Below are 17,643 nucleotides of genomic sequence, written 5' to 3' on the forward strand. Positions count from 1 at the left end.
GCCAGAACCTGGGCTTGTCGGTGATTGCGGAGGGGGTGGAGAGTGAAATGCAGGCGCAGACCTTGCGCTCTTTCGGTTGCCATCTCGCTCAGGGTTATCTGTTTGCCAAACCCATGACCAGGGAAGACTTGCATGCCTGGCTCGGGAAACAGGCGCTTTGAATCCCCACCTACTCCACCAGCCATCGCATGCAAGGCCTTTCCTATGACAGATGACGAGAAGACTGCCGGAACACCGGCCAGACTCAAGTCTGTACCTAAAAAACTCGTTTATTCCGCAACAGCCAGCCTGTTCTTGACCGGCATGCTTGCTGCCGCCTGCACAGCCGGCGGTAGCTTGATGCCTGGGACGACCCACCTGTTTTATCCCGCCTTGCTGCTGCTCGCAGCGGCGCTGTTCCTTTGTATGCGCGTCTTCTGGAAGACGCTGGCGAAGGAAATATCTCCCCGTCAGCCGACGCTATCGGAACGGGCAACGCACGTTACCGAGACGCCTCCAGCCATGCTGGGACAAGTGCCTGCAGAAGATGCAGTCGCCACGCAACAGCAGTATGCGGAAGAAAACCGCAAACTGGCGCTGGTCGTCAACCTGACCAATAACCTGGTCATGATCACCAATCCGCGTGCCGAAGTGGAATGGGTAAATCCGGCCTTCACTGCCATCACTCTCTACAGCCAGGATGAAGTTCTGGGCCGCAAGCCCAGCGAATTCCTGCAAGGCCCGGACACCGATCCGGAGACGGTCCGTTTCATGGCCGACAAGATCAGCCAGGGCCTGGGATTTCGTGACGTGGAGATATTGAATTACACGCGGGACGGAGACCCTTTCTGGCTGATGCTGGAAATCCAGCCGGTACAGGACGAGAACGGGCAACTGCTCCACTTCATCGCGGTAGGCACCGACGTGACGAAGCCCAAGCAATACGAAATCGATCTGCGCATATCGGAGTCGAAATTTTCCAGCGCTTTCCGCTGCGTGCCCGATGCAATTTCGATCACCCGTGTCCATGACTCCAGGATCATGGAAATCAACGACACCTATGAGCGCGTCATAGGCTACAGCCGCGAAGAAACGATAGGAAAAACTTCGCTGGAACTCGATTTCTGGCCTAGCCGCAGCGAACGGGAAAAATTGGGCGAGCAGGTGCGCCGGCAAGGCATCGTCACCGACTTCCCAGCGCGGCTCAGAATCAAGTCAGGCCAGATCCGCGATTTCCTGTACAGCTCCACATCCTTCACCGTGGATGGCGAGGAATATTTCCTGACCAGCGTGCGCGACGTCACCGAACAAAAGAAAATAGAAAAACAAAAAGGCGAACTGGACCGCGCGCTGCTGAAACTGGCGCAAGGAGCGCAGGCCAAGGACAGGGAAAGCTATTTTGAAATCCTGGTCGCCGACCTCGCATCCGCGCTGGGTGTGGACCGCGCATTCCTCGGCTTGCGAGTACCGCATACGCCGGACAAGCTGCGCTCCATCGCCAACTACCAGAATGGAAAACCGGCCGGCAATCAGGAATATTCGTATTTGGGCACACCTTGCGAAAGCATCATGGGTGGCGCCATTACCATTTTCGCCCACTCGGTCGCCGCACTATTCCCCAAAGACCATGCGCTGCTGGAACAAGGCTGGGAATCCTACGCAGGCGCCCCCATCCATGACACGATGGGCAATATCATCGGCGTGCTGAACATCATGAATAAGCAGCCGCTGGAAAATCCCGAATTGGCCAAGTCGCTGCTGGAGGTATTCAGCGAGCGCGCCTCCACCGAACTGGAACGGAAGCGTTCGGAAGAAGCGCTGAAAATCAGCGAAAAAAGATTTTCCAATATTTTCAATAACTCGCCTACTGCAATGACGGTGTCGCGGCTGGCGGACTATCGCGTGGTCGACGTCAACAAAGCGTTCGAAACCCTGTTCCTGCGGCCGCGCGTGGCCCTGTTGACAAAAACGGCCCTGGACGTCGGCATGTATTGCGATGTCGGCGACAGGAGCCAGATGCTTAAAATATTGCGCGCCAAGGGCATGATTTCCAATTTTGAAGCATGGATGCGCCGCGGCGATGGCAGCAAGGCGCTGATGCAACTGTACGGAAACGTCTTTACCGATCCCGCCGGGGAAAAATTCATGATCGTCGCCTTCGAAGATGTGACTGAACGGCGCGCGATCGAAGCCGAAATCAAGGCGCTCAATATCAACCTGGAAGATCGCGTCAATGAACGCACGACCTCTCTGCAGCAGGCCAACCAGGCGCTGGCGACGACGCTGACCACGCTGAACATGGCGCGCGATGAACTGGTCAGGAGCGAGAAACTGGCGGCGCTGGGGGCGCTGGTGGCCGGCATCGCGCACGAGCTGAACACGCCGATAGGCAATAGCCTGATGATCGCCAGCACCCTGCTCGACCACACGCGGCAACTGAGCCAGGAATTCACCAAGGGGCTGACGCGCTCCGGCCTGGCGAGCTATATAGAAAACACCGGCGGCGCGAACGACATTCTGGTGCGCAACCTGGAAAAAGCCGCAGGGCTCATCTCCAGCTTCAAGCAGGTGGCAGTAGACCAGACCAGCTCGCAGCGCAGGCACTTCGACCTGGCGGAACTCGTCGCGGAAATCGTGCTGACATTGTCTCCGACAATCAGAAAGACCAACTACAGCATCCATACCGATGTCGCCGAAGACATAGAGCTGGACAGCTACCCAGGCCCATTGGGGCAGGTACTGACCAATCTGATCAACAATGCGATCATCCACGCCTTTGACGGCAGGCTTGCCGGGCAGATCAGTATTTCGGCTAAGGTTATTTCCGACCAGTCCGTGATGCTCAGCGTACAGGACAATGGCGTCGGGATTCCGCCGGAAAACATCAAGCGCATCTTCGATCCCTTCTTCACTACCAAGCTTGGCGCCGGCGGTTCCGGCCTGGGGTTGAATATCACGCACAATATCGTCACCGACCTGCTTGGCGGCAAAGTGCAGGTGGAAAGTACGATAGGCACAGGCACGACTTTCGCACTGATGCTGCCGCGCAAGGCGCCTGTCAAGGCAGAAATTCCGCAAGCGTAAGCTTCAGACTGTCAGATGCAGCCTGAATTCATCCCTTAGGGTCTGCCGCTTTTTTGCGCGGGCGGTTGCGAGCGACCTGCGGTTTTTCCAGTGCACCGCGTACTTCAAAATGCACCTGGTCCAGTACGGTTCCTTTGGCATCCAGCAGGACCAACTGGTGTTTGCCCGGCCAGGGCATCCAGTCATACGCGCTTTCTTTTCCCGGCCTGGCAGCAACCGGTATAGGCTTGCCATCCAGCCGCCAGTGCCCGTTGCCTGTACCTTGCGCAGCAAAACGTATGCGCTGGCGCTGGGGCGGAATATCCGGATCAAGCGCCACCAGCATGCCAGCTGTGGGATAGCGTATCGACGGGTAAATTTCATTGGATCGCGAAAGCCGGATCAGCCTTTGGCCGGTACCTGCCAGGAACAATTCCTTGCGCGGCGCCTCCAGGCTGGATTCATATTGCACCGGCATTGCGACAACGCCGGCGATCGGCACACGCGGCGCCGACTTTACTTTCCCCGGAATATCGGCGCGGCCGTTCAGGTAAGCCATGACTTCTTGCCACACCGGCGCCGCGCCGGTTACCCCCGATACGTCCCACATAGGCGAGCCTGACGCATTGCCGACCCAGACGCCAACGGTGTAGCGCTCTGAATATCCCACGCACCAATTATCCCGCATGTCCTTGGAAGTGCCGGTTTTTACCGCGGCCCAGAAGCGCGTGGCCAGCGCATTTTCCAGGCCGAAGGTCACGGCGCGCGCCGCGCGGTCGGCCAGGATATCGCTGACGATGAAGGAGGACGCCGCATCCATGACGGCAACCTGCCGCGCCGGCGCATCGGCAGCCGATACGCGCACGCTACCGTAGCTGCCGTTATTGGCCAGGCTGCGGTAGGCATTGGTCAGCGCCAGCAGGCTGACGTCGGCACTACCCAGCGCCAGGCTGTAACCGTAGTAGTCCCCCGATTCCCTCAGCTGGAAACCCAGTTTTTGCAGGCGCTGGAAGAAAGTTTCCGGCGTCACGGTGACCAGCGTACGGACTGCAGGAATATTCAGTGACGAGCCCAGCGCTGTACGAACACTGACCAGCCCCTTAAAATGTTTGTCATAGTTTTGCGGTATATACAGGCCGGATGTGGTCGGCAGGTTGACCGCTGAGTCATCCAGTATGGATGCAGCCGTCAACCATTTTTTTTCAATCGCGAGCTCATATAAAAACGGCTTCAACGTGGAACCCGCCTGACGCAAGGCCACTACGCCATCCACCTGCGACGCATCGGACAAGCTGCCGCTGGAGCCCACCCAGGCCAGCACGTCGCCGCTGGCATTGTCCAGCACGACAACGGCGCCATCCTCGATATTTCGGTCTACCAGCGCTGATAGCTGGCGCACCAGCGCGTCCCTCGCAAAACTCTGCACGCCGGCGTCCAGCGTCGAGCGCACATTCTGCACTGTTGCTGCCGCCTTGCCGGCCGCCTGTGGAGCCAGCTTTAGCAGGCGGCGCGCCAGATGCGGCGCCAGTTGCGGCCCCGTGGCCACGCTCAATTGGTCCGACCGGGCTGTCAGGCGGGCGAAGCGTAGCTCCGCGATACCCTGCAGGTTCTGGCAATAGGCGGCAAGGTTCTGTTCCTTCAGCATGGCGCAAGCCCGTTCCGCCACCTTGGCCGGCTTGGCATTGGGCGCGCGGATCAGCGCGACGGCAATGGCGGCCTCCACCTGGTCCAGGCCGCTGGGATGCTTGTCGAACAAAACACGCGACAAGGCATGTACGCCCACCAGTTCGCCGCGAAAAGCGACAAGGTTCAGATAGGCTTCCAGTATCTGGTCTTTGCGCCAGCGCTGCTCCAGCACCTGTGCCACAAAGACCTGGCTGATTTTTTGCGTGGCGCTGCGCGGCGCGGCTCGGCGGCGCAGATCTTCTTGCAGCAGGCCTGCCAGTTGCATCGTGATGGTGGATGCGCCCCGGGTGCGGGTATTCCACAGATTACCCCAAGCTGCAGCGGCAACCGCATTCCAGTCCACGCCGCCATGCTGGTAAAAGCGCTTGTCTTCAGACGCGATCAGTGCATTCCTGAACGCAGGAGACACATCTTCCAGCCGCACCCACGACAGCTTGCGCTCTTTCGGATTGAGCCGCAGTTGGTGGATGACGACCCCGTTCCTGTCATACAGCAATGCATCGGAAGAACGAAAATCCCGCTGCACCTCGGCAAACGTGGGGACGGCGAAAGCAGCCGTAAAATGCAGGCACAGGCATACAGCCGCCAGCAGATATCTAGCGCATCTGCCTGCCTTGACTGGCTTGCCTGGCCTGCCATCATCGAAAAGCAGGCTCTTCAGCCTGCGCCACTGCACTCGCATTACGTCATTTCACGCTTAATATGGGGTTCGGGATTTCGCCAAACATTTCCGCCGCATACATCGCCTCCACCCGCGTTTGCGGCAGGTTGAATTCCCCCGCATTATTCAGCCGCATCGTGTACGACAACTTGAATTTCCCTTTCGGCACAAATGCATAATAGCTGCGGAAAGCCTCGAAACTTCTTTCTTCATAGGCCACCCACGCGCTGCCGGCAGGACGCTCGCCCGCAGTGGCGATGGCCGAGTCGCGGCCCAGCCCTGAGCCCAGCAAACTGGCGCCGGCGGGTACCGGATCGGACACGACAACCCATGTCATGTCGGTCTGCGCATCCACTTCCAGGTCCACTCGCACGACGTCGCCCCGGCTGTAACGGCCTTTCTCTTTCTGTTCCACCGGCACCAGGGTCTTGGTAATCCGGTAGCCGCTGGAGAACGGCGCTTTCAGCGGCACTGCTGCCAGGCTTTGCAGCGTGACCCAGGGCTTGCCGCGGCCATCGTGCGTCAGCTTCAACGCATCTTGCGGTGCCGGAGCTGAACCGGCAGGCTTCGGCGCCCAAGGCAAGCTGATCTTGCCGCCACCGGTTGCCGGCCACGCAAAAGACTGGCTGGCGCTGGCAAGTGCTGCCTTCGTGGTTCCGGTTACTTTTTCTGTCTCAAATTTCTGTGAGAATTTTTCCAGCGCCAGCGTTCCCCATACATTGGCGGTAGTGCTGGCCCAGCGGCCGCGCTGCTGGCGCTGGATGGCGCCGTTGATCAGCTTGGGCATGTCATCGCGCCATGCCGGGTCATTCAGAGCCACCAGGATCAGGCGGTTGGCGTTGGCATCCCCATTCCACATCAGCCACCACCAGTAGTCGTCGTTTTCGGTCGAGAAGCCCATCCGCGTGCCCTGGTAGTTCAGACGCGAGCGCAGGACCTGATCGACTTCTTTCTGATATTTGTCATGCTGCGGTATGCTCGCCACACGCTGCAGTATCGCCATCCAGTCCAGTAACGTGGAGGTTGGCCAAAGATTGGGCGCTATCTGTATTGAACCCAGCATGCGCGGATCCATCTGACCGTAGCGCGATAAGGCTTCCAGCGCGGCGATTTTCCGCACATCGAGGTCTTTTTTCGGCGACCAGAAGTCGCGCGTGATCTTGCCTTCCACAAATGCGGCCAGCCCGCGCAGCATCTTGTCGCGGCTTTGTTCAGGCAGCGCATAGCTGGCTTCGTTGCTGGCAGCCAAGATATAGGCAGTCAACGTATCGCTGCCGAGGCGGTCGCTGCTGTCTTTTGGCGGATAATAATAGGCCAGGCCGTCGCTATCGAGATAAGTAGGCAATTCGCTGGTGACTTTGTCCCATAGAGAGGCATCGCGCAAGCCTATCGCCTTCGAGGTCTTCTGTTCCAGGCAGGAATACGGATATTCGGCAAAGAACCTTCTCAGTCCTTCGCTGGGCCCGCCCAGGCTAGGCATCATGGAAATTGCCAGGCCGCCGCGACCGGGCAAGCTGTCTGCCGGTTGCGCCACAGCCATCGAAGCGGCTTTGTCCAGCTGGAACAGGCTGGCCTGCTGGACCGTCACCGGCACCGCAGGCACAATACGCTGGCTGAACTTGAGGCTGTCTTTGACGGATTGCCCGCCCTGCTCTTGTGCCCGTACTTCCCAGGCCAGCTGCTGCGTCTCGCCGTTGGCAGATACCGGCGCCGCCACGCTCCAGTTCACTTCGCGCGCCTCGCCGGCCGGAATGCTCAGGTTCTGGCCCGGCAGTTCAGACCCCAGCCCCGCCACGCTGGCTGCGATATTCACTTGCATTGCACGCGCCGTCGTATTGCGGACCGTCATCATTGCGGTAAACTTATCGCCCTCGCGCACCAGCGGCGGCAGGCCCGATATCAGCTGCAAATCCTGCGTCGAACGTATGCTGACCGATCCCGTGCCGAACAGGGACTCCCCGCTCTGCGCCACGGCGACAATCTTGAAGCTGGTCAGCGCATCGTTCAGCGGCACATCCAGCTGCGCCCTGCCATTGGCGTCCAGCACCACATTCGGCTTCCATAGCAGCAAGGTATCGAACAGCTCACGCGTTGGCGATTTGCCCCCGCCGCCGCCCGCAGCAACTGCCTTGCGCCCGTAGTGACGCTTGCCGATCACCTGCATTTGCGCAGTTGACGTCTCTATGCCATAGCTGCGCCTTTGCAGCATCGCCGCCAGCAGATCCCAGCTATTATTGGGCTGCAGTTCGAGCAAGGCTTCGTCCACCGCCGCCAGCGCCACTTCAGCACCTGCAGCCGGCTTGCCGCCGGGCAGCATGACCTGCACGGTGACTTTGGCCGTGGAACGTATAGGGTAGCTGGCCTTGTCGCTCGACACGGTTACGCCCAGCTGGTTACCTTCAATACCGACGGCAATCTCCGCGATACCATATTTGTAAGCGGGCTTGGACAAATCGACCAGGGCACTCGGCTCCTGGTACTCTCTGAATTCATGCCACCAGTTCAGCGGCTCTTTCCAGCCCCAGGTAAAGAACGAATACCACGGCACCTCGCGCATGCGGCCGCGTACCGCCAATACCGACACGAACACATTCGGACCATAGCTCGCCTTGATCGGCAGGCTGATCGTCGGATCCTGTCCGTTCAACTGCACCACCATCGTATCAATGATGCCTTCGCGTTCCACCGCCACCAGCGCAGTCGCGTAGCGGAAAGGCATCCTGACCTGGAATTTCGCGGTTTCGCCAGCCTGATAACGCTTCTTCTCGGGCAGGATGTCTATCCTGTCCTGGTTCTCGCCATCAAACCAGATTTCACCCTGGCGGGTTACCCAGACCGAAGTCCGTGCCTGCGCCGGGTTGCCCTTGCCGTCCTTGGCCTTGGCAAAAATTTCCACGTTGCCGGCCTCTGCCAGTTCGATGTCGCACAGCACCAGGCCACCCGCATCCGACTTGCCTGAACACAGAGAACCGAGATCCTTGGATTCTTCGGCATTTTCATACGCGTAAAAGCCGCCCACCATGCGCTTGCGGTGTGAATTGGTCTGCCTGGCGATGCCGCTGAACTCCACTTTCACGTCAGCCTGCGGTTTGCCGCTGGTGTCCAGCGTCACCGCCGTCAGCGTCATTTTCTTTTTGACCGAGACCCACTCGCTCGCCTTGACGCCTATCACTACTGCGGAAGGCCATACTGGCGTGACAGCGGACACAGTCTGTACCTCGCCATTCGGGTCGGCATAGGTCATTTCCGACAGCAACTCCTGCGGTTTGACGATGGCAGGCAGGTCCTTGACGACGGTTTTTCCGCTGCCGTTTTTGTCCAGGCTGATCGGCAGCTTATTGGCAACAATCTTCTGTTCATCATCGCTCCCGCTCGATGCGATAAAGGAAAACCCTTCATACGCAGGATAAGACAGGGATTTGCTGCGCAGCAGGCTGGTAATTTCCACCGACAGTCCAGAAGCTCCGCCGCCATTCAGATAATTGAGCTGTACATCGAGCGGCACCTCTTTAGGGCTGACCTGGGCTGCCTTGGGCGGCGTAATGCGGCCTTGCAGCAGCGGCAGGCGGAATTCCTCTACCCGGAAGCTGCCGCTCATCAGCGTATTCTGGCCGTAGCGCCCGCCATCTCCGTCCCCATCGCCTTCATCGTCGTTTTGTCCAGCATCGCCGTTTCCTGCCTCTGAAGCGGAACTTGCCTTGGCGGCGCCCTTGTCCAGCACGATGTCATAGCTACCCAGCTTTGCCTGTTTCGGTATTGCAAAAACAGTTTCGGCGGTATTACGGTTGCGCCACGTCAGCGGGAACTGGAATTCCTGATTGCTGCCCTGATGGATAATCCGCACCCGGTCCGGCAACTGGTCCGCCTTTTGCAGAGAAAAACCATGCATGTTCTCGATGCGTATTACATGCTTCATCGATACCGTTTCGCCCGCGCGCAGCAGGGTACGGTCCATGATCGTGTGTGCCCGGATGGTGGAAGACTTGTTAAAGTCGGTCGGCAAATTAAAGCGGAATGATTCGATGCCGCTGTTCCATGAAGTGAGTGCAAAAGCCATGTCGGCCCGGCCTTTTTCATCGATCTTGCGCGCGCTGACGAACAGGCCGCTGATACTGCCTTCACCGGTATTCTGGGTCAGGCACGGGTCTTCTATGGATTTGGGCGTTATCGCCATCCCGTTCTTGTCGGTGGCGCCGCGCCACAATTCCTTGCCTGTGCAATCCGATATACGAACCTGTGCGCCTGCAACCGGCCTGGCATTGTCCAGCGTCGTCACCCATACCCCGGCGTTTTCCCTGCCCAGCTTGACATGCACGGCGAGATTGGTCACCAGCACGCTGGTGCGCACATACATAGGAACAGGCTTGTCCAGCAACGCCGCACCCAGCCGTTTGGACTCCAGCTCCACCACATGGAAACCCGGTTCTTTAAAGGGGATGCCTATTACCTCAAAAGGCCGCGTTGCAGCGCCCGGATTATCCGTAGGCGCAGGTAGCTCAAGCTTGCGCGCGCCCGGCTCTTTTTCAAGCAGGCCTATGCTGCGGGTTTCCACGTCCTGCTTGTTTATCGTGATCGTATTTTCGTGATAGCGGTTGAGCTTGCCCAGCCAGGCAATGATGCCTGCGTCGCCATCCACCTTCACATCCGCCACCTTGCCCGGCGACGCCTTGCCGCTGGTGCTGCGCACCATCATGCTGTTTTCTACATTGCGCAAAGTGACAGGCAGCGTCGCATCTGCGTTCAACTCAATGATGCCGAACGGCGCAGATGGAAATTTTGCCAGCGGAGGGAAATCGGCAGTTGTAAATTTCAGCGGAAACTGAGTGGCGTTGCTGAGCGTCCTGCCGTTTTCATCCTTCAGCCCCTCCGGCAAGGTGATGCTGTACTCCGCCTTCTCCGCCAACGGCGCCTTGAAACTGATGCTGGAAACCGTTTCCTCTTTGTTGTCCTTGGCAAAATCGGGTTTCGCCGTTCCCCTTGCGCCCTTCAGTACAATGTCATCCGCCAATTTGCGGCTGATAGGGGTGCTGAAAGACAGCGTGACAGGCAAGATAGGGGTGCACGCTGCGTTGGCGTTTTCACGCTGGCAGCTGAAGCTGGCGACAAACGCCTTGCGTACCCTGAAACTGAAGCTCTGCGCCTGCGTCGTGACAATGCCGGACGCAGTGCTGATGCCTTTGTCCCACACCAGTTTGACCGCCGCGTCATTCGGAAAACGCTGCTGGCACTGCACGATGCTGACGCGACCGGCCTCATTTTTGGATGCAAACTGCTTTAACAGTTGGGCCCGCAAGTCGGCGGCAACAAACTTGACCGGCACGCGCTCGTGCACGCCCTCTATTTCGCAGTACAAGTGCGCCAGCACGCTGGACTCGGTCGCAGCGCCGTTCTGCGTCAATATGAACGCCTGCTCTTCGTCTACGGTCGCATCATTGTAAGGCTGGATATTGACGACGGCCGGGCCGCCAGTATTGAATTGAAAAGCCGATTTCCCGCTGATGGTATTGCCGGAAAGGGTTTTAAAGCCGGACTTCAGGCTGAAGCTGCATGCGGTGCCGGGAGGCAGGTCGCGCACAAAGTCGAAGATCCAGTTCTTGTCGTCGGCCCAGCGCGCAGTCCCTGCTTCTGCGCATCGGACGTCAAACGGAGCAGGCGCCTTGGGATCGCCAAACTGGATCGCAGGTTCCGAAAAAGTAACCCTTACCTGCCTGACCTGCGCGACCTCGCCCTGCGGAGTAAAACGGCTGATCGCCGCCGCATGGGCCTGCGCCTGTGCCGCAATATACAATACTCCGCAGGCCAGCGCCTTGATCCATCCAGACATACCTTCTCCTCCGCCTGCGTCTGCAGGCATCCGTTCACGTTTTAAGTTGGTAATGTGGATTTACATTGCCGCCTATCCTTCGACTCCTTGCCCTTATTTACAGCGCCGCCTACTTCCACTCGCCGCGCAAGGCCATTACTTTTTCCTGCAGGATGGCCGGCGTCACCTGTGCCGGCTCCAGCGCTTCGCCGACGACCAGCTCCAGCTTGGAGAAAGGGCCGTGAGTAAATGAGCGTTCGAAAATATTGCCTTTGTCGCGGCTGAAAAAACTGCCCCACAGGCCACGCAGCGCTAGCGGAAAGACCGGCACCGGCGAGCGTTCGATGATCTTCATCACGCCGCCCTTGAATTCACTCATTTCGCCCGTTGCTGTCAGCTTGCCTTCAGGGAAAATGCAGACCAGGTCGCCTTCATGCAATGCTTGTGCAATATCGACATAAGCTTTTTCCATCAGCCATGGATCTTCCTTGGCCGGCGCAATGGGAATCGCCTTGGCCGTCCGGAATATCCAGGACAGCACTGGAATTTTAAAAATACGGTGGTCCATGACGAAGCGTATCGGCCGCGGGCTGCATCCCATGATAACGATCGCATCCATGTAGCTGACGTGATTGCACACCAGCACTGCGGGGCCTTCGTCCGGGATACGAGCGGTGTTGACACCCCGGATGCGGTAGATCGTATGGATCAGCATCCATGCAATAAAGCGCAGCAGGAACTCCGGCACCAGGCTGAAGATATACACCGCCACCAGCGCATTCAGCACTGCGGTTGCCAGGAAAATTTCAGGGATGGTGAAGTTCAGCTTCAGCATCAGGATCGCAAAGCCGCTGGCCACTACCATGAACAGCGCATTCATGATATTCATGCCGGCGATGGTACGTGACAGATGCTGAGGGTCGCAGCGGGTCTGGATCACGGCAAATAACGGCACCACATACAGGCCGCCGAACAGGCCTATCATGATGATGTCGAACATGATCCTGTGGCTGCCCGCCTGGTGCACGAACTGCAGCATATCCACCGCCGTAGTGTTGGTGTAAGCGACGCTGGCCAGGTACAGCTCCAGGCCAAACACCGACAGGCCTATCGCGCCGAAGGGCACCAGGCCGATTTCCACCTTGTGCCCCGACAGGCGCTCGCACAGCAGGGAGCCGGCGCCTATGCCGAAAGAAAACACGCCCAGCAGCAGCAGCAAGACGCTATGGTCGCCGTGCAGGTAAACCTTGGCATACAAAGGGAACTGCGCCAGCACGATGGCGCCATAGAACCAGAACCAGGAGTTGCCCAGCATGGAGAGGAACACAGGCCGGTTCTTGCTGCTGAAACCGATATTCCTGATCGTCTCCGTTGCCGGGTTCCAGTTGATCTTGAGGTCGGGCGCCGCGGCCGGCGACAGCGGAATGCGCAGGCTGGTCATCCAGCCCAGCACGGCAATCACGAACGTACCGCCGGCAACCAGCTCTATGCCCCACGGCTTGTGCACTACCAGCATGGTGCCCAGGATTTCGCCAAGCAGGATGCCGACAAAGGTACCCATTTCAATAACGCCATTGCCGCCGGTCAGTTCGTCGGTTTTCAGATGCTGCGGCAGGTAAGCGTACTTGACCGGGCCAAACAGAGTGGAATGGATGCCCATGCCGACCACCGCGCCGATCAGCAGCCATAGATTATGTGTCATCCAGCCCGCGCCGGCGATCAGCATGATGACGATCTCCAGCACCTTCACCATGCGCGCCAGCCGCCCTTTTTCAAGTTTGTCGGCCAATTGGCCGGCTGTTGCAGAGAACAGCAGGAAAGGCAGGATGAACAGGCCGGGAATCAGGTTTGTCAACAAACCGGCATCAACCTCGGTCCAGTGCAGCGCATCGAAAGTCAGTATGGTCAGCAATGCCGTCTTGAAAACATTATCGTTAAACGCACCAAGAAACTGAGTCCAGAAGAAAGGGGCAAAACGGCGTTGGGCAAGCAGGCTAAACTGGCTTTGTTGGCTCATAAGGTCTGATAAGGGGTTAAAGAGTCATTTCTAAAACTATTTCTTACCGGCTTCTGCTGCGAGCCGGCTGCGGCACATTGGCGCAGCAAACAATATCCAACATTTTTGTACTTTTGCCAAGCTTGAAAGTGTAAAACCGCATTACTCCGTGTAAGAGCAATGCGGTTTTTATTGTGCAGCCAAGCTGTAACTCAGTCCGCCGCCTGCAAACCTTTGTCCGTCAGGCGCAATACACGGTCGCAACGCCCGGCCAGTTCCGCATCGTGAGTCACGATGACGAACGCGGTACCCAGCGTGCGTGACAACTCCAGCATCAGGTCAAAAATTTGCTGCGCAGTGCCGCGGTCCAGATTGCCGGTGGGCTCATCGGCCAGCACACAGGCAGGCTGGGTCACCAGCGCGCGCGCCAGCGCCACCCGCTGCCGTTCGCCGCCGGACAGCTCGCCCGGCACATGCGTCACACGGTGGTCCAGGCCTACCCTTTTCAAGATCGCGCGAGCGGTTTCCTGCGCATCGTCGCGTGGCACGCGGCGTATCAGCAAAGGCATCGCCACGTTGTCCAGCGCGGAAAATTCTGGCAGCAGATGGTGGAATTGATACACGAAACCCAGCGACGTATTGCGCAGGTTGCCGCGCGCCGCCTCGCCCAGGCTGGCAAAATCTTTGCCCTGCAAAACAACATTGCCTGTCGTTGGCGTATCCAGTCCGCCCAGCAGGTGCAGCAAGGTCGATTTGCCGGAGCCGGAAGCGCCGACTATCGCCAGCCGCTCTCCCTTGTTGACCGTCAGGTCTATGCTGCTCAATACCTTGACGGAATAAGAGCCTTGCGTAAAAGTCTTGCCCAGGTTGCTGCAGGAAAGAACCAGCTCATCGCTTTTGTGATTGATAGTACTTGTCATCTCGCTTGATATCTCATTCATAGCGCAGCGCCTCCGCAGGTTTTACGCGGGCAGCGCGCCAGCTAGGGTAAATCGTCGCCAGGAAGGCCAGCACAACAGCGACGCCGCCGATGAAGCCAACGTCGGACCAGTGCAGGTCGGAAGGCAACGAGCTGATGACATAGATTTCCTTGGCCAGGAAATGGATGCCCAGCAGCCTTTCTATAAACGGCACGATCACGTCGATGTTCAGCGCGATCAGTACGCCGCCCCCCACGCCCAGCCCGGTGCCAAGCAGTCCCACCAGCGCGCCCTGTATCATGAAAATCTTCATGATCGAACGCGGCGATGCACCCAGCGTACGCAGGATGGCAATGTCGGCCTGCTTGTCGGTTACCGTCATCACCAGTGTCGATACCAGGTTGAACGCCGCCACCGCGATGATCAACGTCAGGATAATGAACATCATGGTCTTTTCAGACTTCACGGCAGCAAAGTAAATGCGGTTGGTGTCCGACCAGTTGCTGATATACAGGTTCCCCTGCAGCATTTGCGACAACTCGCGCGCCACCTGCGGCGCGCGCAGCATGTCGTCGATACGTAAGCGCAGGCCGGAAGGGCCGGACAGGCGCATCAGCTTTTCGGCATCATTGATCTGGATAAAAGCCAGCCCCGAGTCGAACTCATAGTGGCCGGCCTCGAAGATGCCGACGACGGTAAAGGTCTTGGGACGCGGAATAAATCCGAAGGGGGTAGTCTGCTCCTGCGGCACCAGCAGGTTGACCTTGCTGCCGACGTTGACATGCATCAGCCTGGCCAGCTCCTTGCCGACGACGATATTGAATTCCCCTGCCCTCAGATCGGTAAATTTACCGGCGATGAGTTTCTTGGCAACGTCCGATACATTAGGCTCCTGCTCCGGCAACACGCCGCGCAGCACTACGCCGCGCATGGCCTCGTCATGCAGCATGATGGACTGCGCCTCGACAAAAGGCGCCGAGCCCCTGACTTCAGGGTGTTTCTTCGCCTGCAGGGCCACTTCTTCCCAATTCGGCATCGCGCCGGAGCCGTCTGAAATTTCTATATGCGACAGCACGGATAGCATGCGATCGCGCACTTCTTTCTGGAAGCCGTTCATCACCGACAGAACGACGATCAGCGCCGCCACGCCCAGCGAGATGCCGGCCATCGAAATCAGTGAAATAAAAGAGATAAAACTATTGCGACGGCTACGTCGCCCCGCCCGCGTATACCGCAAGCCCACCAGCCATTCAAAGGGCAGATTTTTCATTACCTGAGTTTATCCAATTGTAAATGCAGCACGCAGTTTGCCATACTCGTGCTGCTAAAGACAGTGTCACATCCAAAGCCGAATTGGGCTCGTACGTTAGACCGCCAGCAGTGGATTCGTTCCTTCTTTTTCCTGTAAAAGCACATAATCCGGGAAAAGCACCTGATAAGCGCCTGGTCATTCTCTCAAGATGACACCTATCACACCAATCGCAGCGCTTGCCCTTCTTTCATGCGGTTTCCCGCCTTGGGTCAGCAGAGCTAACCAGGATAGCAGCCGCATTTTACAGATATCGGCAGAAATGAATGTGCGGATGCTAACCCAGACAGGCAAGCTTTTACATTCCTCCACCGGGAACCGACTGTGCCAGCTGTTCCAGCACGCCGGGCTGGCGCATGCGCTTGATCCACCAACTCAGCGCTGCGCCGTTTTCGCCGGTGCGCCACGCCAGGAATACCGGTTCGTCGGTACGCGGCTCTTCCACCTGCTTTTGTATTAACGCGCCGGATGCCAGCGCGCTGCGCGCACAGGGTTCCGGCAAGAAGCCGAAGCCCAGCCCCGCCAGCTGGAATAACACCTTGCTGCGCATGTCGGGAACCGTCAGCGCGTCCTGGCCGAACAGCAGGCCCACGGTGCGGGGGCGCAAGGTACGCGCAGAATCGGCCACGGCAACCGCGCGGTAAGGATGCAGGTCCGACTTCGTCAGCGGCCTGTCCACCGCTGCCAGCGGATGGGACGGCGCTACTGCAAACAGGAACGGTATCGTCCCCAGCGGCACCGCATTGTATCCTCCGCCGGACGGCCCCTCGCCTACCGCGCCTATCAACAGATCTACCCTCCTGTCGGACAGGGCTTCCCAGGTTCCCGACAACGCATCCTGCCCGATTTTAAGGCGGGTACGGTCGGCAACCGCGTAAAACGCGCGGATATCCTCGGCCAGCGCAATCGGCGAGAACAGCGAATCCATGCCCAGCCCCAGCTCTGTCTCCCAGCCTGAAGCCACCCTGCGCACGCGGTGCTCCAGGTCTTCCGCGGCTTTCAGCAGGTAGCGCCCCTCTTTCAGCAGCTCCTGGCCTGCCCTGGTCAGGCTGACTTTCGGTCCGTTACGATCAAATACTAGCACCCCCAGATCGTCCTCCAGCTTGGAGACGGTATAGGAAATCGTCGATGGCACCCGGTGCAATTCAGTACCGGCAGCAGAAAAAGAGCCACGCCGGTCGATTGCATCCAGGATTTGCAGTGCATCCAAGCTAATTCTTAGCATTCGATTTTTTCGATAGTAAAGGGGTAAATTTTCCGTTTTTCTTGCCAATAAAATACGCGCATACTTCGTTTCGTTGATGCAGATCACAGAGAAAACCGCAAAATTGAGCATTTACCGTAAAGATCTGCCACCCAACCGCAAGCACTATCGAAATTATCGCACATTATTCCTTACAAGCTTGCTTAAGGTAATCATTTGGCAATTAAACCGGACTGCGGCGCCGCCGCAACCAACATAGGAATGGAGCACATCATGTTAGAAGTTCGCAAAAGCACAGAGCGCGGAGTCGCCAACCATGGATGGCTGAACTCCAACCACAGTTTTTCATTCGGCCACTACCACGACCCGCTGCACACAGGCTTTGGCCCGCTGCTGGTCATCAATGAAGACCGTGTGGAATCCAGCCGCGGCTTCGGCACGCACGGCCACCGCGACATGGAGATCATCTCCTATGTACTGGAAGGCGCCCTGGAACATAAAGACAGCATGGGCACCGGCTCGGTATTGCACTACGGCGACGTACAGCGGATGAGCGCCGGCACCGGCGTGCGCCACAGCGAGTTCAACCACTCGACAACGGAAGGCCTGCATTTCCTGCAAATATGGATACAGCCCAACGTCACGGGGATTGCACCCAGCTACGAAGAGAAACACTTTGCGCCGGAAACCAAGCAAGGCCAACTGCGTCTGATCGCCTCTTCAGATGGCCGCGAAGCATCGGTGCTGATACACCAGGATGCCAGCATCTATGCATCGATACTGAACGCAGAAACGCAGCTGGAACATCAGCTGGCTGCAGGCCGCACAGCTTATGTGCACGTCATCCGCGGCAAGGTCGTTGTCAACGGCGTCAGCCTCAATGGCGGCGATGCGCTGAAAATCAGCAAGGAAAGCCTGGTCACACTGAAACAGGCGGAAGCAGCAGAAATATTGCTGTTTGACTTGCCTTACTAAAAGCCACAGGCCGCTATGCGCAGCAATGCGCAAAGCGGCCTACAGCC

9 protein-coding genes are annotated in these 17,643 nt (G+C 58.1%); 3 read left to right on the forward strand and 6 right to left on the reverse strand.

What is annotated here, in order from left to right; all coding sequences use genetic code 11:
* Positions 1-14: 14 nt before the first annotated feature.
* Together ACO0LO_RS00005 and ACO0LO_RS00010 are read left to right on the forward strand one after the other, a co-directional pair.
* Positions 15-161 (forward strand): EAL domain-containing protein, encoded by a 147-nt coding sequence (locus ACO0LO_RS00005; RefSeq protein ID WP_422962800.1) that lies wholly within the window; start codon positions 15-17, stop codon positions 159-161.
* A gap of 43 nt (positions 162-204) precedes the next feature.
* The gene (locus ACO0LO_RS00010; RefSeq protein WP_422962143.1) at positions 205-3,063 is read left to right on the forward strand and encodes a PAS domain S-box protein; all 2,859 of its coding nucleotides are present in this window, start codon (positions 205-207) and stop codon (positions 3,061-3,063) included.
* Positions 3,064-3,091: 28 nt separating this feature from the next.
* On the opposite strand, the gene pbpC is transcribed toward ACO0LO_RS00010, so the two are convergent.
* The 6 genes from pbpC to ACO0LO_RS00040 all read right to left on the reverse strand — a co-directional run bounded on the left by pbpC (position 3,092) and on the right by ACO0LO_RS00040 (position 16,642).
* On the reverse strand, positions 3,092-5,410 hold the full coding sequence (pbpC, locus tag ACO0LO_RS00015) for a penicillin-binding protein 1C (protein WP_422962144.1): 2,319 nt from the start codon (positions 5,408-5,410) through the stop codon (positions 3,092-3,094).
* A gap of 4 nt (positions 5,411-5,414) precedes the next feature.
* Entirely contained in the window at positions 5,415-11,213 is a 5,799-nt protein-coding gene (locus tag ACO0LO_RS00020) for an MG2 domain-containing protein (RefSeq protein ID WP_422962145.1), read from the reverse strand.
* 109 nt (positions 11,214-11,322) lie between these two features.
* Positions 11,323-13,209 (reverse strand): MFS transporter, encoded by a 1,887-nt coding sequence (locus tag ACO0LO_RS00025; protein WP_422962146.1) that lies wholly within the window; start codon positions 13,207-13,209, stop codon positions 11,323-11,325.
* A 191-nt stretch (positions 13,210-13,400) separates the two neighbouring features.
* Positions 13,401-14,129, reverse strand: a complete 729-nt coding sequence (gene lolD, locus ACO0LO_RS00030; protein ID WP_422962147.1) for a lipoprotein-releasing ABC transporter ATP-binding protein LolD — start codon at positions 14,127-14,129, stop codon at positions 13,401-13,403.
* Positions 14,122-15,378: a lipoprotein-releasing ABC transporter permease subunit gene (locus tag ACO0LO_RS00035; RefSeq protein ID WP_422962148.1), complete on the reverse strand. Its 1,257-nt coding sequence runs from the start codon at positions 15,376-15,378 to the stop codon at positions 14,122-14,124. The genes lolD and ACO0LO_RS00035 overlap by 8 nt, the downstream gene beginning before the upstream one ends.
* 337 nt (positions 15,379-15,715) lie before the next feature.
* Positions 15,716-16,642 (reverse strand): LysR substrate-binding domain-containing protein, encoded by a 927-nt coding sequence (locus tag ACO0LO_RS00040; protein WP_422962149.1) that lies wholly within the window; start codon positions 16,640-16,642, stop codon positions 15,716-15,718.
* 252 nt (positions 16,643-16,894) lie between these two features.
* Between ACO0LO_RS00040 and ACO0LO_RS00045 the strand changes: the two genes are divergently transcribed.
* Positions 16,895-17,596 carry a pirin family protein gene (locus ACO0LO_RS00045; protein ID WP_422962150.1) on the forward strand — a complete coding sequence of 234 codons (702 nt, stop codon included), beginning with the start codon at positions 16,895-16,897 and terminating at the stop codon, positions 17,594-17,596.
* The last annotated feature ends 47 nt before the right edge of the window (positions 17,597-17,643 follow it).

The organism is Undibacterium sp. TJN25, from assembly GCF_049339885.1.
Lineage (GTDB): Bacteria > Pseudomonadota > Gammaproteobacteria > Burkholderiales > Burkholderiaceae_D > Undibacterium.

Coding starts and splice junctions, on each gene's coding strand:
- ACO0LO_RS00010 (WP_422962143.1), top strand. CDS start 205: ATGACAGATGACGAGAAGACTGCCGGAACACCGGCCAGACTCAAGTCT.
- pbpC (WP_422962144.1), bottom strand. CDS start 5,410: ATGCGAGTGCAGTGGCGCAGGCTGAAGAGCCTGCTTTTCGATGATGGC.
- ACO0LO_RS00020 (WP_422962145.1), bottom strand. CDS start 11,213: ATGTCTGGATGGATCAAGGCGCTGGCCTGCGGAGTATTGTATATTGCG.
- ACO0LO_RS00025 (WP_422962146.1), bottom strand. CDS start 13,209: ATGAGCCAACAAAGCCAGTTTAGCCTGCTTGCCCAACGCCGTTTTGCC.
- lolD (WP_422962147.1), bottom strand. CDS start 14,129: ATGAATGAGATATCAAGCGAGATGACAAGTACTATCAATCACAAAAGC.
- ACO0LO_RS00035 (WP_422962148.1), bottom strand. CDS start 15,378: ATGAAAAATCTGCCCTTTGAATGGCTGGTGGGCTTGCGGTATACGCGG.
- ACO0LO_RS00040 (WP_422962149.1), bottom strand. CDS start 16,642: ATGCTAAGAATTAGCTTGGATGCACTGCAAATCCTGGATGCAATCGAC.
- ACO0LO_RS00045 (WP_422962150.1), top strand. CDS start 16,895: ATGTTAGAAGTTCGCAAAAGCACAGAGCGCGGAGTCGCCAACCATGGA.